This is a genomic window from uncultured Phascolarctobacterium sp. (assembly GCF_934190775.1).
Classification (GTDB): domain Bacteria; phylum Bacillota; class Negativicutes; order Acidaminococcales; family Acidaminococcaceae; genus Phascolarctobacterium_A.
Map to the genome: position 1 here is coordinate 48437 of NZ_CAKPTG010000009.1, position 21073 is coordinate 69509.

A 21073-nucleotide genomic window follows, 5' to 3' on the forward strand; every position below is an offset into this window, starting at 1 on the left:
CAAAGCTCGGTGCAATATATTGAAATTTGTTTATACTATTTTCAATATGTTGTGGGCTTTAGTACAGAGTTTAGAGTTTTATCCCAGCCTCTTTTGTATATATTATTTTGCTATTGATTCTAGAACGCGAGCATACTCGTATGCTTGGCTCGTGATATATTCAAAGTCTATTGGCTTGGGTGCCTTTGATGATTGGCCAAGTAAGTTAAGCATATCATTTTTTAATCTAAAATAAGGATACGCTTTGAATGTGGACTTACGTGGATCGTCTTCGTAAGGAGCATGGATTTGAGACAGCATAAAGAGGGAATAGTAAAATACTATTGTAGCCCTTTCTTCTAAAGAGTATAGTGACTTTCTAGAACTATCTAAAGCATACTTATCAGGTAAAGATATGGTGTGTTTATCATTGGAATCTCCGTTGTAGAATTCGAATACACCTGCACCTGATTGATCACATGCTATCATAGAGGCTTCAAGTTTAGAAAGTAAGCTATCTGATAGAGGACTATCTGCATTACCGGTGAGCCAATCAAGTGTGACACCAAAGAATTTTGACATATTAAGCAACATGTCAATCTGTGGCCAGTTATTACCTTTTTCCCATTTTGACACAGATGCTTTATTGGTAACATTAATGGCGAATGCCAATTCTTTAGATGCAACCTTATATGAGTCACGAATATGTTTTAGGCGGGCAGAAAAAATAAAAATATTTTGCATAGACTACTTGCACAAAACGGAACCTTGTGGTACAATAAGGTTGAAATAAATTCAACTAAGATGATGATAAATCAACAAAGGTATATAAAACGAATGCGTTTTACTGATGCATTTGTACCGTAAGGATACCGTAAATCCTTTCTGCGAATTTGTTTCATTATATCACAAAAAGGAGGAAAAAACCATGAATGATCAAAAATTGTACTACACGATTGATGAAGTGCGTAAGCTCATCTATGCAAATGGGGTAAGCAAGTCTACGCTGCACAACATGATCAATAGCGGAGATATCCCGTCTCGCAGGCTAATGAAACGAGTATTTGTGCCTCGTTGGTGGGTTGACAAGGAAATTGCTATTGCAACGCACGCTCCGCAAGAGGTTAACTAATGGCTGGGTCGCGAGGTGGTAATGGCGAGGGATCGTACTACTACGATGAGCAACGAAAACGATGGATATGGCGACGGCGTATTGTGGATGCAGATGGAACGCATAGGAGGATAACGTTAACGGCGTCCAAAAGAGCCGATCTCGTCAAAAAGGTAAGACAGTACCAGGACAATTATGAATTAACCAATGGATTGTCTGGGAATCAGCGAATTACGGTAGAGCAATGGGTAAAAAAATGGGAGCAGAGTACTGAGCTTGTGCTTAAGCCTAAAACCAAAGAATATTATCATAGGTTTTGCGAAAATTATATTATACCTGGCTTAGGCAAAAAGAAGATTGTAGATCTATCTATGATTATTATCCAGGATTTTTTGACTGTTACAAGCAAAAATCCTGGAAAATCAGGTAAAATGCTGTCTAACAGTAGCATTAATGGTATCAGGATTACGTTAACAGCCTGCTTAGAGGCCGCGGTAAGAGCCGGACTGATAAGCAAAAATCCCGCAAAGCATACAAAGCGTATGCGTAACAATAAAAGAGCTATAGTGGTGTTAACATCAGAGCAGTTAAGCAATTTTTTGCAAATTGCGGAGGAGGGAGCATACTTAAAAGATACGCCATATTTGCTGAGTCATTGGACACAAGCACATGATTATCTTGCTCAATGTTTTGCCACAGCGATTATTTTAGCCGCAGAGACCGGTATGCGTTACGGTGAGGTATATGGCCTACAGTGGGATGATGTCAATTTGGATGACGGCAGCATATTTGTACGGCACAATCTGTCAGAGAGTGGGAGCAGCATTGTGATAGATACGCCCAAAACAGCTAACTCCATGCGCAAAATATCGCTTACTAAGCGGAGTATATCAAAGTTAAGATTTTGGCAATCTTACCAGACTACGTATGCTAATGATGTTGGTGATTATTATCATAACAAGGAGATGCTTGTATTTACTACGTCCGTAGGTAGTGCTATCCGAGTGAGCAATTTCCGGCGGAGTTGTTGGAGCAAACTGTGCGCTGCTGCGGATATACCTGATGGTTTTACATTCCATGCGTTGCGTCACACCCATGCTACATTGCTTTTGCAAGCAGGGGTTAACCCTAAGGTGGTGTCCGAGCGGCTAGGACACGCGAGCGTGCAAATAACATTAGATGTGTATGCGCATGTGCTACCGGATATGCAAAGGACAGCCGTTGAGGCTTTTGAAAAATTGTAGAATTATAAAAAGTAAAAAGGGACAAAAAAATAAGCACTGTAGCAACAGTACTTAAAAATAAATGGTATAACATCGCACTATTATTATACCATATTGTCCCAGATAAATCTAGATGTGTAAAGGAGACAATCATGGGCTCGAAAAAAAAGACGTATTATTATATAATGCTTGCGTCTGAGTTCTTTTCGGACGAAATAGTATCAAGGCTTAGAGCTATGGATAACGGAGATTCTTTGGCGCTGGTATATATCCATATGTTAGCTTATTATGTAAAAACTGAGGGTGTAATAGTTATCGAGGTCGATACTGACGAAAGTATCGCAGAACAAATGCATTGGCAAATCCACGAGGATGTTGCGTTAATTGCAAAAGTGATAGAAACCTTGGAAAAACATAAAAGGTTAGTAGTAGAAGAGGAAAATGTGTATGTGCTCAAAGGCATTGATAAGCTGATTGGGCAGGATACTAATTTTGCTGTGCAAAAAAGATCAGAGCGTGAGCGCAAAAAAAATAATGACAATAATGGCGACAATGTCAATGATAGTGTCGACAGTAGTAACGACAATGCAAGTGATATTGTCGGTAATAGAGGCGACAAAGATAATAATGATGTCGGTGCTAGTGTCGACGATGGCGACGATGGCAATAATAGTGGGCCTTTGGCGGACGTTGTCAAAAATATTAAAGCCAAATCAGAGGCGAGCCATCAAAAAAAGATGGCTAGTGCTAGATTGGCAGAGATTGGGGTAGTTGGTAAAGTGGTAGATGAGATCGCAGATTGGGCTACGGTACAGCAGATTAATGATGTGTATCGTAGCATAGATGGGGCTGCCACCATCAATAACAAACCGGGTGCGCTTGTGGTTGCATTGCGCGCAAGTAAGGCACAATTAACAGCGCCTCGACCCCAAAATATTACATGTCTTAATTGTAATGGGCAGGGAGTAGTATTAGATGCAGACCGGGATGACGGATCTATGTGTACGTGCCCTATTTGCAATGGTAGCGGACAAATTACCCAAGTATAGGCATCAATATTATATTTTGACCACCCTCTCTACCTATGTAGTGGAGGGTGGCTTATGTGTCGAGGCACAGTACGACGGAAGAGTATTATCGGAAATGTGTCGGCGTATAGTACGACATAGAAAAAACTAGCGTCGGTAATTGGTCGGTACATGGGACGACAGAATAAAAAAGTTGTCGGTAATATGTCGGGATAATTACAACAACAAATAGAGTTAAAGTTACAAATACAATAACAATCAAAGGCAGAAAAATGTTAGTGCTGTTGTTCTTATTAAAGTAGGATTAATTGGTTTAATGGTGAATACTAAAAGTGAGGTGTATTATGACGATAGCTGATTATTTAGACTCTGCTACCTCACCTGAGATGCGGGCGTATATGGAGCAATGCAACGATGTATGGAGTAATGATGCAGTAATAGGATATGTATTACTGGCTGCTAAGGCTGCTGATATCAGTGATAGTGATGTGCAGAGACTGTTGACGTATCTGTCAGATGCGTTTGATGGCTATAGCGTAGATGACGCTGTAGCAGTCACACTAACTAGTCATAGTCTAATTACTGATATACGGTAATGCAAAGGAGTGAGCAAAATGGATGTTGTTATTGAGATGACCGACGAGGAAAGAAAACTTGCAGAGAAGTATGCTGAAATACAGGGTAGCACATTGGAGGCGTTGTTTAAGCGCGCTTTGTTTGAGCGTATAGGGGGAGAAAAGGCTAAAGGAAGAGCAAGAAATGGGAAGATCCAAGTTGCCCAAGAATAGAAAACGATGTTAAAAAGGACGCACCTCTTTGTACTTTGTGCAGAAAGGTGCGTTTTGTGTCAGTATATGGTACGACAGAAGAAAATGTATTGTCGAAAATGTGTCGGCGTACAGTACGACACAGAAAATATAAAGTCGAAAATATGTCGGCATATAGTATCACAGGAGAAAAAAGTTGTCGGAAATATGTCGGGATATATACAACAACAACTATAACAAGAGTTATAATCAAAACAACAGCAAAAGCAAATAGTCATTGTTGGTGGTGTTGTCGCCAAAAAAATGGAAGAAGTGATTTGTTTGTATTGTACTCGGTTAGTGCTGTTGCTGAAATTTATAACATGCTAAAAATTGGCAAATTTTTTAATTTAAGTGAGTCCGATGAGGATAATACCACAATGGACGCTACGTTTTGAAAAAAGCTGAATTTTTAGCTCGGAATGGGCTAAAAAACGCAGGTTAATCATTTCATATACTCATTAGTTAGTGCGTAGGATGTATCCCATAAGCATACTTTCTAAATAGGGTTTAAGTAGTGTTCGGTAATATGGACACATTCGTTTTTGAAATGTTTTGAAATTGTTTTGGCGTTTTTGAAACAAAATGGTATAATATTATTAACTAAAAACGGGTTGTATTACGCGACTGGAGGTGGCGTATGGCTAATGTATTATATGTCCGTGTATCAAGTCAACAGCAAGATCTCGGACGGCAGAAGTATTTATTTTCCGAGAGGAATATAAAAATTGACAAGGTTTTTGAAGAAAAAATTTCTGGCAAAAACATGGATCGAGAAGTGTTTAAGCAAATGATGGATTGGGTTCGCGAAGGAGATGTGCTTTACATCGAATCTTTTTCGCGCTTGGCAAGGAATACCAGAGATTTGCTGGATATAGTGGAAAGACTAAAAAGTAAATCGGTTAAGCTTGTTTCTCTCAAAGAAAATTTTGATACTACTACTCCGCAGGGAAAGTTAATGCTTGGCGTTTTCGCCTGTCTTTATGAATTTGAACGGGAGTGCATGCTTGAACGCCAAAAGGAATCTTATGAGGCAAGGCGATCTGCCGGACTTCCGGTTGGAAGACCTAAAATAAAAATTTCTAAGACTTTTAAGAAAAATTATGAGAAGTGGGCCGCTGATCCCAAGGCTTATACAGCTACTCAATTTATGAAGGATGAGAAGCTGTCTAGGACGACTTTTTATAGATTGCTCAAAGAATACAAGGAATCATTAAACTCTTCTAAAAATAATTTGTTGTGGGGAGGAAGCTCTTTATGAAAAATGTTATTGCGTCTTGCGTACCTAGAAAAAGCATTGTTGAAGGTACATTTAATCCCGAAGTTTTCACAGCGACTTTGGGACCTGTTGTAAACTATTACCGTAATGGTAGCAGCACTTTGGACAGCGTTTATACCAATGCAGAAACTTTTTTTAGAGATGCCACTTATGTTACTGATGGCTTAAGAAGTACTGTAAACAATATTTTTCGTCGTATAGCAGGTGATACAACTGCTCCCTCTATTCAACGCTTGGAAACCGCTTTTGGTGGTGGTAAAACCCATACATTAATTGCATGCGTGCATATTGCTAATAGGGGCAAAGACATTGCGGGAGTAGTTAGCAATATTATTGATAGCCAGTATCTGCCTGATCCTGGTACTGTTACTGTTGTTGGTATTGCTGGTGATGAGATTAAGACTAGCCAAACTATTGCTGGTAAGGTTGTTCCATATACCCTTTGGGGCGAAATGGCTTTGCAGATTGGTGGGCAGGAACTTTATAACGCAGTAAAAAAGGATGCTGAAAGCTATTCTGCACCTGGCAGTGATTATTTTGAGACGGTTTTAGGCAACAGAAAACTTTTGATTGTGTTTGATGAGTTGGCTCAATATGCCTCCAGATTAGAGGTGCTTAATAACTCTAGCGACCAGCTTGCTGCATTCCTAATGACGTTGAATACCTATGTTCGTAACAGACCTGGTATAGCTGTTGTAGTAACCCTTGCCGGTAGTGTTGACGCTTTCGCTAAGGAAACAGAAAAGATTGGTAAAGTCCTTAATACTATGACGAGTAAACGATTGACACAAGATGATGTTATGGGCGTTACTGCTACTGCAACCAAAAATCTTAAAAGCGTTGTAATGCGTGATGCCAGTGCAGTTACTCCTGTACAAGCCAATGAAATTTCTGCGGTGCTAGCTAAGCGTCTATTTGAAAGTGTTGATACAGATAATGCTAAAGAAGTAGCTAGAGCATATAAGGATACATATACTAAAAACAAAGGCATGCTGCCTCAAGAAGCAACAAGCATGAATTTTGAAGACCGGATGGTGCAATACTATCCGTTCCATCCGACTTTGATTGATTTCCTCAATAACAAGCTTGCTTTAGCAGAAAACTTCCAAGGCACTCGTGGCGTTTTGCGTACTCTTGCCATGGCGGTACGTAGCATTTGGAAAGCTCAAAAGAATATTTTGCTGATTCATGTTAGTGATATAGATTTGCATAATGCGAGCATCGTTGATGAAATCTTGGGCAGAACCGGTAGCAGTGATTTAAAACAAGTGCTGACTGCAGATGTTGGATCTGTGGAAACGGAAAGCTATATTAAGGGCGGTAAGAGCAATGCTCAATATGAAGATGAAAACAATCCTCATCCTGATGGAATAGCCATGTTTGAAAATACATGGAAAGTAGTTTTCCTAAATAGCTTAGTTGGTAGATCCCAAGGTTTAAGCTCTAACGTATTTGGCGTGTCTGAACAGGATGCTATTTTCCAAACTGCCACGCCGGAACTGCTTCCTTCCCAAGTACGTATGGCACTGGAGAAGATTACCGATGTAGCGTATTACCTCCGTTGCGAACATGGCAAATATTTTGCACATCTTGAGCCTACAATCAATAGTGTCTTAGCGCGTATTCGTGGAACTATAGAATACAGCAAGGTTCTTGGTAAGCTGAAAAGTGTTGCCAATAACTTAGTTACTAATGCAGGCATTTTTGCTGTAGAGCATAATGTAACGAAGCCCGATGACATTAGGGATGATTATGAGAAACCTGTTGTAGGTGTAGTTAGCCTAGAGGTAGAAGGCACGCTTAATGTAGAAAACTTCTATAAATTTAAGGCTGGAGGGCAGTTCCGCACAAGAAAGAATTTGCTGATGCTGCTTGTTCCTAAGACTATCAAGCTGCAGGGCTTATCTCAGTCTGAGTATGAGAATGTAGATCTTTTTGATGAATTTGCTAATAACCACAATGACGAAAAGGAAAAAGAAAGAGTAGAAGATTTGGCTCGTCAAGTTTTAGCAATTAATATTCTGCAGGATAATCCTGAAGAGTATGGTATTAGTTCCTCTAAGCTGCAAGATCCTGATTTTCGTAACCGCCAAAGCAGTAGACCGCAAGAATTAGCTATTGCTGTTGCCAATCTGTATACTAATTTCGTTTACTATAGTGTTGATGGTATTGTGCGCAGAGAAATTAAGACTGGTTCTGGCGAAAGCACTTTGACTTTGATTCAGAAAAAACTTGTTGATGACAATGAGCTGATTCTACAAAAAACAGATAAGTATGGTACTGCTATTCTCAGAGATCTTTCTGATAACTATATCTTTAAAACAGCTAAAACCGTTGAATGTAAGTATATTCTAGATAATTTCTATAGCATCGGTAATTGGCCGGTATTGGCTAATAAGAGCATCTTGGATAGCATGCTTCGCGAAGGTGTAGAATCTGGGCTGTGGGCAATTTATAGGAAGTGGAGCGATCCTACTCAAGCTCGTCCTACGGAGATTTATTTCTCTGATAAGCCTGTGCCGATGAATATAGATATTATTAATCTTGAATATAAAGCAACAACAGTTGATTTTGCTAAAAAGAGTGGTTGGCTTGATGTAGATAAGCCTTCTCCAGAGAAGGTTAAAGAGGCCATTAGTAAGCTGTTAGCCAATAATGGCGCTGTTGCTGTAGATGATATTGTTAAGCAAGTCAAATTGAGCTTAGCAAAAGCGGAAGATACGCAGATTTATGATGGTGTGCAGGATTTGGCAACCAACAAAGGATATGCCATTTATAGAGGCAAGGTAGACCAGGTAGATAGACCTAAAGAGGAAGATTGTTTCGAGGGATATAATGTTCCCGGTCATCCTATTGAAGGCACGGATGTTCTTATCAGTAGAAGTGAGCAGTCTCAAAGAGGATGGTTTACTAATCCTGCTAGAGGTGTGCACGTTCAAGGTAGTGACGGCGACAATAAAGTACAAAAAGTAGTTGAACTGCTTGGCTCTTTAGGCAGTAGTTATCGACGTGGTAAATCTAAGAGCGAGGTTGATTCACTTGATTTGTATGATTTAAGACTTCCGAGTGGAGGAACTATGCGCATTACTCTTGCCAATGCTACTGCGCAAGATTTTAAAATGCTTGATGAGCTTTTGAATGATGTAAAGAACAAGTTGAAAGTTAGTGGTATTACAGGTGTAGACGTGGAAATTAAAGATCCGCAAGATGGCTGCGAATTTGCTGAAGCCATTAAAACATTGCAATAGGGAGTGTTGAAATGGACGTAACAAATGAAAAATATCTAGACATGTTGCGAAACATGACCAACTTAATGGAAGTTGCTCCCTGGATTATGCAGGTCAAAGAAAATGGTGATGGTGTGGTATTAGTACTGCAAGAGCGCCAAAAGGACGATAACGGGCAGACTGTATGGCATAAGTGGGGCGAAATAGCTTGGAGTAAGGTGCGCTCCTGTAAGGAGCCTATTCGTTATATCTTGAGTGGCGTATTGGACTCCTTAGGAAATCCTTTAGGGATACAGGCTTTGATTTCGTCTGATATTGCATATAGAGGGGATGTTCCCTTGAACGGGGAAGCTGGAACAAAGATGGCTTTAATTGCTATTCTTACTGCTTCCGTGCAAATAGAGCCTAAGATAGAGCTGCTTGGTTGGCGTATAGAGCGCTTTTCTGCAGAAGAAGCATTCTATTGGTTTGGCAAAGCAACTATTCCTGTATACGGCAAAAAAGCCATGAATTGGTCTGTTATAGGCATGCGTACCATGCTTGCCGGGCCTACTGACCAAAAAGTAAAGTATGATGACCTGCTAGAAAAGTTGAGGAGATAAGATGATGTATGAAAAAAGGCTTATAGAAGGCAAATTTCCTTGCGGACAAGTTGGTGCAGAAACACAAAGAGAGCGTGGAGCTAGTTCAGCTCTTCCTCCTTTATATTTTCTACATGTTTGGTGGGCTCGTAGACCTTTAACTCCTAGTCGTGCCGCTGTTTTGGGAAGCATCCTTCCTGCAGATGTAAATCCGGATGATTTTCTGCGTAATTTAGGCATTGTAAAAAAACAAGTTGTTATCAATAGTCTTAGATGGACCTTGGTTGGGAAAAATTTGAAATTGATTCGTAACGATGGATACGGGGAATACATTCCTTACTCCGAAAAATTTGATACTGCTCTTGCTAAAGAGAATGAACGCAGAAGGGCAGTAAGAGAAACGTTAGGTAAGCTGTGTCAGGCTGATCCGGTTTATAGAACTTCTCCTTTGATAGAAAGGTGGCTGGATGAAAACCAGCATTTAAGCGAGGAGTGGCTTTTTGGTAAGACCAGCTTTAAGGTCGAAACTGTTGTTGCGAATCCTGTGGAGGTTAACAATAGAATTGATGTTGCAGCAAGTTCTAGCGTAAAAGATATTTTAGGACACGAAATAAAAATAGATCCAGAAGATTTATATGGTTATGGCAGAGCTTATCAAAGCCCTATTAATGCTAAATATAATGATTTTACAGTACTTGATTGCACAGCAGGTGGTGGATCGATTCCTTTTGAAGCATTAAGACTTGGATGCAACGTTATAGCAAATGATTTAAATCCGGTTGCTAGTGCTATTGAGAAAGCTACATTGGAATATCCTGCTGTTTATGGTAAAGAATTAATCGAGCATATCAGTAAGTATGGTAGTCTTTTAGAAAGTACTGTAAATAAGAAATTGGAAAACTACTATCATTTTGAAGATGGGGAAATTGATATTCAGGGATTATTATATCACCGTACTGTTACCTGTCCTCATTGTGGCGAGCGCGCTCCTTTATTGAATGCTTACGCCTTGCAGAAAAAAGCGGATGGCTGGATGGTTATTCCACGTATTGATGGCGTGAAAGGACATAGAAAAGTCCATTTTGAACCTGTGCGCTTGGTTAAAGGCAAGGGACCCAATGGTGAAAATCCGGAAGAAGGCAGTGTGAAACGCGGTGTTGGCACCTGCTTGCACTGTGGACAGATTATAGATTCGGAAGAAATCAAACGACAGGCCCAGGGCGTTTCTGAATATGGCACTTGGTCCGATGATTTGTATTGCGTAGTTGCTAAAAGACTGGTTCCTAAACTTGATAAACAAGGGGAACCGATGGTTATCAAAACAGGTCCTTTAAAAGGTCAGGTTAAGATGGCGGAAGAATTGTACTTCCGCGAACCGGTAGAGGCTGATTTTGCTGCCTTAGAACGCGCAGAGCAGGCTTTAAAAGATAATTGGGAACGCTGGGAAGATATGGACTTGATTCCAACGGAGCGTGTGCCCGAAGGTAATGATGCACGTCCTCAGATGTATGGTTCGTATAGATGGTGTGACATGTTTACTCCTCGTCAGCTATTGGCACACTTGACGGGCATGGAAACATTGCAGGAGCTAATCCCCAAACTGGAGCAAGAACTTGGCGAAGAAAAAGGTCATGCAGTGGCTCACTATTTGCAATACATGCTAGATAAAGGCATCGACTATAATAGCAGACAAACTAGATGGCACTATTCAAGAGGTGTGGCGATAGGTACATTTGGCAGACATGATTTTTCATTGAAGTGGTCTTTTACTGAAATGATATATTCAGGGATAAATAGTGGCTTAGTATGGGGGAAAAACCAAGTATTAGATGCCTATACAGGCTTGTGTGAATTATTGTGTGATGACCGAAATACAAATATAAAAATAATTAATGGGTCTGCGTCTAGTCTAGACTTAAAATCTAACTCAGTGGATGTAATTTGCTTGGATCCTCCATACTATAACAATGTTCAGTATGCGGAGCTCTCAGACTATTTTTATGTATGGCAGAAGAGAACATTTAGAGATATTTATCCTGATTGGTTTAATCGTAGATTGACTAATAAAGAAGACGAAGCAGTAGCTAATCCTGTAAGGGATGGTTCTGCGAAAGAAGCAGATAAAGTTTACGAAGAACGCATGAGTGAAATATTTGCTGAATGTCGTCGTGTAATTAAAGATGATGGCATTATGACTATGATGTTCACTCATAAAACGCAGGAAGCATGGGAAACATTGACCAAAGCTTTAATTGTCAATGGTTGGATTATAACTGCTGCCTTCCCTGTTGATTCTGAATCTAGTGCGTCTTTGCATCAAAAAGATATGGCTGCTGCAGCAAGCTCCATTTTCATAGCCTGCCGTAAGCGTTCTTTAGAGGATAAGCCTGCTGCTATTTGGAAAGGCTTTGGTAATAGTGGCGTCTTGCCCAAGCTGCGTAAAGCTGTTAGGGATAGCTTGAAGGAATTTGAGCCTTTACACTTGAATCCTGTAGATGAAATGGTTGCCAGCTATGGTAGTGCTTTAAAAGTTTTATCTGAAAACTGGCCTGTAATGGATGGCGATCAACAAGTAACGCCTATTGCAGCCATGCGTGAAGCTAGTACCGTAGTTGCTCAATATCAGCTTACTAGATTGACCAGTGGCAGATTATCCGTTGAAGATGTTAATGCAGAAGCAGGCATTGCCTTGACGCTGTTTGGCATTTATGGCATGAGCATCTTCTCTTATGATGATGCCCTCAGCTTGTCTAGATCCCTGAATATCAGTCTAGTTAATAAAACTGCCGGATACATAGTTGATAATCAATCCTTAGGCATCAATGACGAACGTACAGCAAAAACTAGCAGAGATGAAGAATTTGAAGGCTATTTTGCACCTGTAGTCCGTAAAACCAATAAACTGCGTCTTGCAATGCCGGAAGAACGTGCTAAGAAACGCTTGGAAGAACCGCAAACCGAGTGGGATGTAATGCAAGGCCTGATAATGGCATATCGTGAAGGTGAAGCACCGTTGGCGCATGCTTATTTGGAAAAACATGCTCAAGGACATGAAGACAAGGTTGTTGGCGTGTTGAAAGTTTGGGCAGATGGTTGTGGTAGCGAAGAACTCAAGAAGGAAGCACAACGCATCCTGTTTAACTTGAAATAACTTGTTAGTGCAGGAGTAATAACTCCTGCACTTTTTTTGAATGGTGGTAAAGCGTATGGAAACACAGAGCCTGAAAGAAATAGCATGGGAAGCAGATTATCGTAGTTCCAGTGTTAAAGATAACGGGGAACCGGTTGACATCCTGCACGATTTTTATATTCCTGCATTGGAACGTAGCGTGAAATATGATAGAGTAGCAGGCTATTTCCGTTCTACTTCTTTGGCAGCAGCTTCGCAAGGATTTACTAGTTTTTTAAAGAATGACGGGCATATGCGCCTTATTGTCGGAGCTGATATGGCATTAGAGGATGTAGCTGCAATTTTAGAGGGCAATTCTCAAAGATTATCCGATAAACTAATGCAGGAACTTGATGACGAAGATGCTTGGACCGACGAAGTAAAAAATGGTGTTGCTCTGCTGTCTGAAATGGTTGCCAAAGGAAGATTGGAAGTAAAAGTAGGATTTAGAATTAATTCTAACACTGGCAAACCACTTTCTTTAGATGACAATGAAGATGGATACGTCCATGAAAAATGGTTCATTATGACTGATGCCGAGGGGAATAGTATTAGTTGTGGCGGGTCTCTCAACGAATCCAAAACAGCATTGACCATTAACGCGGAAAACATTCATGTAACCTGTGCATGGGACGGGCCAAAGTTCCAAAAAACAGTAGAAACAGCAAAGAAAGATTTTGAGGCTTTTTGGGCAAATAAAAACCCACATATGAAAGTTTACACTTTGCCTGAAGCAGTTAAGAAAAAATTGGTCAGACTTAAAAATTTACGGAACAAGCCTACGGAAATAGATGGAACTGTCGTTAATATCAAACCCAAACTGAGCAATGAAGAGCTTCTTCAGTTTGCTGTGCTTAAAGATGCACCAAAGATGGCTAATGGTATCTATGTTGGTATGTATTCTGCACCTGTAGAAGCATGGCCACATCAGGAAGTAGTTGCACGTAGACTAGTAGAGACTTTTCCATATTCGTATATGATGTGTGACGAAGTAGGTCTTGGCAAAACAATTGAAGCAGCTTTAGCGATGCGTAGCTTGATCCTTTCCGGCAGAGCCAAAAGAGTGCTTGTAATAGCACCGGCAGGATTGACGGAACAGTGGCATCGTGAACTTGCAGACAAAGCATTACTGCCTTTCGCACGTAGCTGGAATCAATATGGTACAGGTATTGTTAGCGAGTGGACTTATCCATACGCAAGAGATTGCAACCACGATAACCTTTACGCGGAACCTTTAAATGTTGTTTCTAGCGGCTTGGCTCAGCGACCGGAACGCAGACAGCAATTAAATGCAGCAGGAAATTTTGATATTGTCCTTTTGGACGAAGCACATTATGCACGTAGAAGTAATCCTGCTAAAGGAACGTCCGGTATGGCGCAATATAACCGACTTTATAAACTTTTAAGTGAAAATGTGCGCAAGCACACTAAAGCGTTATGGATGGCGACAGCTACACCTATGCAGTTAGATGCAGTAGAGGCGTATGATTTACTCCGCTTAGCTGGTCGTTCCGGGCCCTTTATGGAGGACTCGTCCTTGTGTATGGGCTATTTCGAATTACTGTATAATATCACTAAAGGTGAAGACCTTACTCAACAGCAGTGGTCCTTTATGGGACAAAGCTTTGTTCAAATAGAAATGCTCGACCACTATTTATGGGAGTTCTTGAATGCTACAGTAATAGATGGTCGCAATAAGAACGTTTTGAAAGATATGCCTTTTAAGCAACCCAAAAGAATCGATGTGAAAAATCTTAAGAAACCTCTTTTTTCAGCTTCTCCGTTGGCAAGAGTTATGCAAAGACATACAAGATCCTTGTTGGAGCTTTATAGTGCAAAAGGCAAGCTTAAAAGTAATCTTGCCAAACGAAAAATTCGTCCTATAGCTGCCATTAAATTTACAGATGAAGAAGCGGATTTTTATGCTTCGCTAGAAGAGTATTGCATAGAGTTGCGGAATCAGATGTTAAGGTACAACAAAGAAGCTAAAGATGCACTTGCTTTTTTGTTGAATTTCTTGCAGTTGCGCTTCGCCTCTAGCTTATACGCTATCCAGAAGACTTTGGAACGACGTTTAAGCAAGGTTAGGAAGACGCTGTTGTTGGGAGCAAGAACGTTTGAAACCGAAGATGAACTAAGAGAAGCAATAGAAGCTTTGAAGGACATCAAGGATGATGATGGTTACGATGAAAGGGACTTCAGCGATATTACCCTTGATGTGCTGCTAAAATCACGTACCGAAGGAGATTTAGAGTGGGAAGCCAACAAGTTAGAAAAAATGCTTGGAAAGCTAAATAATATTACAGGCACTCCTTCTAAAATCAGTCGTCTGCTAGAAGAAATAGAAATACGCAAAGATGGTGAACGCGTTAAACAGCTTGTAATCTTCACGCGTTTTTATGATTCCTTGTATAGTATTCGCCGGTACTTATCCATAAAGGAGCCTAGGCTGAGAGTTGGCGTATATTCCGGTAGCAAAGTGTGCTACTATGATGGAGAAAAAGGCAAGGATGTTGAAACGAGTCGCGATCATGTAAAAAGACTTTTCCGCGCTGGGGAAATAGATATTTTGTTATGTACTGATGCTGCTGCCGAAGGTTTGAACTTGCAATCAGCGGATTTCCTGATAAATTTCGATTTAGGTTGGAATCCAATGAAAATTGAGCAGCGTATAGGCCGTATAGACCGTATCGGACAAAAGTTCCCTAAGATAGAAGTCCTCAATATGTGCTATCTTGATAGTGCTGAGGAAATCGTATATGGTCGGTTACTTCGTCGTTTGACAGAGGCAAACTATATTGTTGGTACGCAACAAGTTTCTATGCTTCCTGTAACGCCTGATGATTTCCGAAAGCTTCAATCAGAAGAACTTTCTTTGGATGAACTTACTAAAGAAGCGGAGAAAAAACTGGAGGAAGAAAAGAAACAAGTTGCATCTATGGAAATATCTGCCCAAGATATTTATGACATTTACGATAAGTTGAGCAAAAATGCAAAACAAAAATCTTTGCCTGCAACAGTTGAGAATATGTGGGATGCTTTTTCCAATTCTTCTTATCTAGTTCAATCCGGGATGATGTCTGTCGATGGCGATATGATTACACGATTAGATGGCGTGAATAGTGTGTCTTATACTAAGGACAGAAGCAAGTTGTCGGATACGTCTAAATATCTTTCTTGGGGAAGCAAATTAGCAGATGAAGTTTTTGCTTATACGGAGAACAAGCTACAAGATGCAAAATGGCTCAGACGTATTGAAGTATCTAGTGGAAACATTTCGCTAGTTGGTTACGCTGTAGCTACTACGTCCGGAGTTCAATTTGTAGATAGCTACGCTCAGCTTGCAAATTTAAAAATTGATGGCAGAGCAGTATTGAAGGAAACAGATATAAATACGTGTAAAGCTGAATTAGAGCACAAGCTTAGATTAGAGAGTGTTATTAGCTCCCAAATTAAAGATACTTTAGCTAGGAACGCAGAAATTGCAGAGCTGAATGCCAAACTTATTCGCTTTACGGCTGCTGCTCTTATTAAACATTTCACTGATGATGAACAAGCTGATTCGTATAATGATGTTTTCAAAAAAATAGCAGAAAACGAAACAGTTACCACTACTGTCGATATTCCATCAGGGATTTTTGCGGGAAAAGCACAAACGCTTCTATTTAACATCAGCGAATATGGTGGCAAAGTCACCATAAGCATTAATGGTATGCTTAGAAATATAGTAGTTGACTGCATGCAACGCGAAGTAGATGGTATGAAGCAAAAACGCTCTGCAATACTAGCTAAGGACGTAGTTCGTAGGCTTCAGGGGAAAGATAGAATTAATTGATATCTTTGCCTCATGTTAGCAGCTTCCGCCAATGGAAGACTAAGGCGGGAGCTGCTATAAATTAGCTCATGAATAGTCCAATCAAGTAGTTGAGAAAAAAGAGGCTGGGACAAAACTCAGAACTCTATACCAAAGCCAACAGTATACACGAAAATGGTATAAACGATTTTCAATATATTGTGTCGAGCTTTAAGGGTAGAGTGGTTTTGTTCCAGCCTCTTTGGATGGTACATTAGTCTTCGATTAATTCATGCTCTGTCAATTTTGCCTTGCCTGATTTTACATCATCTATTAATCTTGTTAGATGAGACATGTTTTCTTCAGAATAAAATGGATCCATGCAACTGTCGAAAGAAGTGCATTCTTCATTGATAACTTTTGGCTGATTGCTGAGGCAGTTTAGAAGAATTTCAGCTGTCTTGCTAGGATAGGTGCCAATGTATTGGGTAATTTTTTCCTTGGTTATATGGTATGCTTTGAGGTATTTTCTTATGGTATCATAAACCTCATTATGCGGTTTGTCAGTAAACTTATCTAAATCATTTAATAAATCAAGCAGCTGGAGAATGTAGTAATTATTGTTAGTGATAGGACACCGAGCTTTTCTAATAATAAATTCTTGCCCACATAAAGTTTCTTTCCTGCATTCAGTGGCAGTGTTATTGGTTACTATTTCAGTGACGCATGGAACTTGTGTGCTTAGGCCAATTTGATTTGCCAATGCGTGACCGGTATGATATCCTATAATCTTTCCAGACCTCATAATATATTTATGATTGATGACAGTAGTAGGTGATAAAGTAATGCCATTTTTTAGTATGGATTTCTTTGGAATATAGTAAATGCCTTTACTAAATATTTTTATTTTGCCAGTATCGCAAAGAGATTTTAACCTTTGGAGCAAGTGGGTATGACTAATTGGCAGAGTAATATCTTCTATAAAAATAGGCTCATTTGGCTTATAATGCGTTAGTAAATAATCGTACAGCATTGCGTATTCCTCCTTTATTAAGATTATAGCATGGTTTGTCCGTAAGGAGTGTGGTGATAGAAATTAAAATTAAAAAGTTGTGTAGACTAACGACACAATGGCTAGAGTTAATGATCTAGCGAAGTCGCACTCCGTAAGGAGTGCGTGGATATGGATAATATGTAAATTACTAAAAGATATGCTTTATTGTGCCTACAATAAGACTGCTCGTTGAGCGGACCGTGGGGGAGTAGACCCCGAAGGTGTCCGCTGAATGAGCAGTCTTTCGTTTTTCAAGTTATTGCAAAGCTATTAGATAGATTGAGAAGGTACTAGCAGTCATCATATTCAATGTTTACGGTCCTCTAAAACTGAAGTATATCAATTGTTAGTAGAATTTTTATGTAATTTATCATGACAGTCGGCGTGTAACAGGTAAAGGGTAGAAAGGCACTGTTCAGAAATTTCAGGGCGGTCGGCAAAACAAAGCTCGCAGTTTGGAACTTCGCGGTAAATATTGCCCTTGGTATCTGGAGCGTACCTTTTTATCAAACTAGACCAACAATATCGAGTGTAGTCGGAATGATGCACTTGTGCTTCGTCTGAACATGGATGAGCAATGATTTCGTGGCAAATAGGACAACGATTGTGTTGTCGATAGGCCAATATCGTTCGCAAATCCGGATTTTGACCGGCCCTTTCAAAGGCAACAAACTTATCAAGTCTGTCCAAAAGCTTATGAGCTTGCTTTGCTGATGCATAGTCAATTTTAGGGATAACAGGCATGGGTGGGGGATACATATTGGGATGACTCCTTTCAAAATTAAATGTTTTTATAAATTGCATTTTTAGTATGTATATACCAAAGTTATTGAACCTAGAGGTTTCAGTAACTTTGGTATATACTTTTATTTACTCTATCTACCTCGTCTTGCTTTTTGCGATTTTTTGGCAGGTGCCGTTACCTGCTCAGCAGTTTGTGGCGGATCCATAAGGCTGTAGCAATGACCGGGACATGCAGCCATAGGCTATTAATAGACAGGTACGGAGCGGCAAGCTCGCTTGTTATAACTAATACGGGCAACAATATGCCTATAGTTAGTCTGTTGTCATGTGCGATTATATAGACCTTATCGATTACGGCTCCTATACGGCGCGCTAGGAGGCTCATAGCGCAGCCGATCAGGCCGAGATACGTAATTGTAGCAAGGATGCGTCTTATTGTTGTCTGAGTCAATATTGGCAATAACAGAGCATCTATACAGCGGTACACCCATAGATTAGACTGCATGATGCTCCCCCCAATCCACTTAATGACAACTCTTAAGTCATACTTGTAGTAATCAGTTAAGCCAATGCAGACCATAGCAATTAATGCAGTGTACATCAACAACGCAAAATCTCTATACAGGTTTTGCTTATCAGCTTGCTCCATCCCGGTCTTGTACGCATTGGCCTGTTGCTTACGGGCATCCGCCAGAGCCTTGTCCGTAGCCTCCTTGGTCTCTCTGATAGCCGTATTAGCATCATCTATGCCCTTTTGGTACGCGGCAGCTTGTTGTCTGCGTGCATCGGCAAAGGCAGTCTGTGCCCGAACGTAATCCCTGCGAGCAGCATCGGTAAGACTCTGCAGCTCTTGTCGTGCCTGCTGCTTTGCGGTCTCGACTGCCTTGGCTGCTCTATCCTCGGCGGCGACTGTGCGTTGCTGTAAGTCGGCTGTCCGCTTATCGACTGCGCTCGCTATGGTTGCATCCAGACTAGCGGCACGCTTGTCGTAATCTGCTTTGCGAGCGTCAATCTCTGCAAGTCGCTTATTAACGGCTGTAGTCATCTGCTCGCGCTCGGCGGCGACGTCTTGGCGCAGCTGCTCCAGCTGTGCCTCCTTTGCTGCCAGAGCGGTTTTGCGTTGAGCCAGCTCCTGCTCTTGTTGCAGCAACTGTTGCTCCTTGGCTGCCATCTGCTCTAGTATTAAGTCGCTGTTGCTTACGGTCGCGAGTTTGTCGCTCAGTTGCTGCACTTGCTGCGTTAAGAGCTGATTGGCTTGCGTCAGCTGTATTACTTGTTGCTGTAATAGCTGCGTTGATGACTGCTGCTCGCTCTGCATTGCCCGCAAAGACATTAAGTAATCCCTCCTTGGTTAGATCGACCTTAAATCTATCACTTAATCGGCTTGTCCGAGCCTTATACTTACGCTCGCCTGCATCACGGCGCGTCTTATCGATAAGCACGATGTGCTTATGATTATCCTGCCAGTCGACCTCGTAGCCCTTGGAGGACATCAGCTCGCACCACTCGGCACGGCTGGTCGCCTGATGGGCAGCCAGCATGGCAGCCTCTGCGGCATCGTACAGCCAGCTGATGTCGTGCTGTCCCGACTGCTCAGCGGCGGTTTGAGCAGCCAACAGACGCTCGTAGGTCGCCTTATCCCATGCGGTGGGATCCTCCCTGTCCTTGCCGTCGTGGGTCTTGCCCTTGATGCAGACGGACAGTCCGTGATCACGGCAGATGCTGTCGCTGTGCTGCTTGATTTGGTCCAAATCCCTGTTGCTGAGATGGAGTTTGCGACCATTAAGGCAGCTGACGCTATTAATTATGATGTGGTTATGGATATGCTCTCGGTCCACGTGAGTTACTATGAGTATTTGATAGCCGTCCCACTGAGGGCAAGTCGACGCCAGCTGATACCCAATATCATGCGCCTGCTCTGGGGTAACCTCTCCGGGTGCAAAGGACTGTACGTAATGCTTATAGGTCCTGCCGTCAGTCTTGCTCCAGCGTCTTTTGACCGCCGTCATATCTTGTATAGCTGTTTTGGGTTCACAGTAGATGCCGCTGACTAATCCATCGGTGGTCTTGCTGTCATGTTTGACATATTGGACAGCCGTCCGTATCGGTGCTTTGGAGGATATCGCCTTAATTGTCGCCATTGTTGTCCCTCCTCTCTGTTACTATTGGCGATTGTATCGCCGCATAGGTATTCATTAGGCTTTGTAATGTCCTGTGCAGCTCCGACAGAATCGGCTCGATCTGCTGTGCGTCGTACTGTCGGAGCTGATTGAGTCGTCGAGCGCACTGGTTAAGATTATTGCCTTGCCGGCGTAACTCTGGGAGCAATGATTGCGCTCCTGCCGTATCGATTATCATGCCGTCGAGTAAGGCGGCTGTAATGTAGTCCTGTTGTAATTGATGCGATTTGGCAATTTTTGTCTGGATGGCTGTATAGTCAGCCGGGCAAAATCGGACTGTAATCGCATATGATTTGCGTCGCATCATGTTGAGCCTCCTTTGGGTATTTTTGGGGGTTGCAAGGGGGGGCCTTTAGCCCCCCTGCTTGGGGGTTAAGGGGGACAACGTCCCCTTACAAGCGTCGAGTGGCTTGCCACTCGGGGGAGCTTGCAAAGGTCGTCTCCCTTGGCTTATACCTTTAATATAGACGGTCGTGTTGCGTAATCGTTAATTTGTGTTGGCTGTGTCAATGGCTGTTGTTAATATTTAGGAAGCGGTAAAAAATAAGCCAAGGAGACATCTCCATGGCTTATTTTTAGCGGTGTAGTTAGTTGAGCTGATTGAGTTGTTGCTGCTTATTGCGTCGTTTAATTTCATAAGAAAAACGATATCTTTTTTCTATGGAATGGGAAGATAACATACCTAGGAAGTGCATGGGTTGCTAATCACCAGATGAGTATTTTGATAAATATCTAGACAGCAGCTATGCAGCCTAAAGGATTGGAAAGAATGTACGACTTGCTATTGTAATTTAGGGTTTTATATGAGATGAATTATGAACGTTGGACCACACAATTGGAACACAACTATGGAAAATAGAACTGATTGATAGTCGACTTAGCATCGAATTCCGTGGCAC

Annotated in this window: 15 protein-coding genes; 10 read left to right on the plus strand and 5 right to left on the minus strand. The window is 41.3% G+C overall.

The window, feature by feature from the left end; genetic code table 11:
- Window positions 1-102: 102 nt before the first annotated feature.
- Window positions 103-723, minus strand: coding sequence for a helix-turn-helix transcriptional regulator (locus Q0G26_RS06460; protein ID WP_293829233.1), 621 nt, complete (start codon window positions 721-723; stop codon window positions 103-105).
- A 184-nt stretch (window positions 724-907) separates the two neighbouring features.
- Here Q0G26_RS06460 and Q0G26_RS06465 point away from each other — a divergent pair, with 184 nt between their 5' ends.
- The 10 genes from Q0G26_RS06465 (at window position 908) to Q0G26_RS06510 (ending at window position 16238) form a co-directional block, all read left to right on the plus strand.
- Window positions 908-1111 (plus strand): helix-turn-helix domain-containing protein, encoded by a 204-nt coding sequence (locus Q0G26_RS06465; RefSeq protein ID WP_293829234.1) that lies wholly within the window; start codon window positions 908-910, stop codon window positions 1109-1111.
- Between the two features lie 83 nt (window positions 1112-1194).
- On the plus strand, window positions 1195-2334 hold the full coding sequence (locus Q0G26_RS06470) for a site-specific integrase (RefSeq protein ID WP_293829235.1): 1140 nt from the start codon (window positions 1195-1197) through the stop codon (window positions 2332-2334).
- Window positions 2335-2465: 131 nt separating this feature from the next.
- Window positions 2466-3362 (plus strand): phage replisome organizer N-terminal domain-containing protein, encoded by an 897-nt coding sequence (locus Q0G26_RS06475; protein ID WP_293829236.1) that lies wholly within the window; start codon window positions 2466-2468, stop codon window positions 3360-3362.
- Window positions 3363-3685: 323 nt separating this feature from the next.
- Complete coding sequence (locus Q0G26_RS06480) at window positions 3686-3937, plus strand: hypothetical protein (protein ID WP_293829237.1); 252 nt, start codon at window positions 3686-3688, stop codon at window positions 3935-3937.
- An 18-nt stretch (window positions 3938-3955) separates the two neighbouring features.
- Complete coding sequence (locus Q0G26_RS06485; RefSeq protein ID WP_293829238.1) at window positions 3956-4129, plus strand: DUF6290 family protein; 174 nt, start codon at window positions 3956-3958, stop codon at window positions 4127-4129.
- Window positions 4130-4787: 658 nt separating this feature from the next.
- A complete protein-coding gene (locus tag Q0G26_RS06490; RefSeq protein WP_293829239.1) occupies window positions 4788-5408 on the plus strand; it encodes a recombinase family protein in 621 nt (206 codons plus the stop codon).
- A complete protein-coding gene (locus Q0G26_RS06495; protein ID WP_293829240.1) occupies window positions 5405-8674 on the plus strand; it encodes a DUF499 domain-containing protein in 3270 nt (1089 codons plus the stop codon). The genes Q0G26_RS06490 and Q0G26_RS06495 overlap by 4 nt, the downstream gene beginning before the upstream one ends.
- An 11-nt stretch (window positions 8675-8685) precedes the next feature.
- The gene (locus Q0G26_RS06500) at window positions 8686-9255 is read left to right on the plus strand and encodes a hypothetical protein (RefSeq protein WP_293829241.1); all 570 of its coding nucleotides are present in this window, start codon (window positions 8686-8688) and stop codon (window positions 9253-9255) included.
- Window position 9256: 1 nt separating this feature from the next.
- A complete protein-coding gene (locus Q0G26_RS06505) occupies window positions 9257-12385 on the plus strand; it encodes a DUF1156 domain-containing protein (RefSeq protein WP_293829242.1) in 3129 nt (1042 codons plus the stop codon).
- A gap of 55 nt (window positions 12386-12440) precedes the next feature.
- A complete protein-coding gene (locus Q0G26_RS06510; RefSeq protein WP_293829243.1) occupies window positions 12441-16238 on the plus strand; it encodes a helicase-related protein in 3798 nt (1265 codons plus the stop codon).
- A gap of 232 nt (window positions 16239-16470) precedes the next feature.
- Here Q0G26_RS06510 and Q0G26_RS06515 read toward each other — a convergent pair whose 3' ends face one another.
- The 4 genes from Q0G26_RS06515 to mobC form a co-directional block, all read right to left on the minus strand.
- The gene (locus Q0G26_RS06515; protein ID WP_293829244.1) at window positions 16471-17229 is read right to left on the minus strand and encodes a DUF6088 family protein; all 759 of its coding nucleotides are present in this window, start codon (window positions 17227-17229) and stop codon (window positions 16471-16473) included.
- A gap of 360 nt (window positions 17230-17589) precedes the next feature.
- A complete protein-coding gene (locus Q0G26_RS06520) occupies window positions 17590-18009 on the minus strand; it encodes a hypothetical protein (RefSeq protein WP_293829245.1) in 420 nt (139 codons plus the stop codon).
- A 1013-nt stretch (window positions 18010-19022) separates the two neighbouring features.
- Window positions 19023-20135: a relaxase/mobilization nuclease domain-containing protein gene (locus tag Q0G26_RS06525; RefSeq protein WP_293829246.1), complete on the minus strand. Its 1113-nt coding sequence runs from the start codon at window positions 20133-20135 to the stop codon at window positions 19023-19025.
- Window positions 20122-20481 (minus strand): plasmid mobilization relaxosome protein MobC, encoded by a 360-nt coding sequence (gene mobC / locus Q0G26_RS06530; RefSeq protein WP_293829247.1) that lies wholly within the window; start codon window positions 20479-20481, stop codon window positions 20122-20124. Before mobC ends, Q0G26_RS06525 begins: the two co-directional genes overlap by 14 nt.
- Window positions 20482-21073 lie beyond the last annotated feature (592 nt).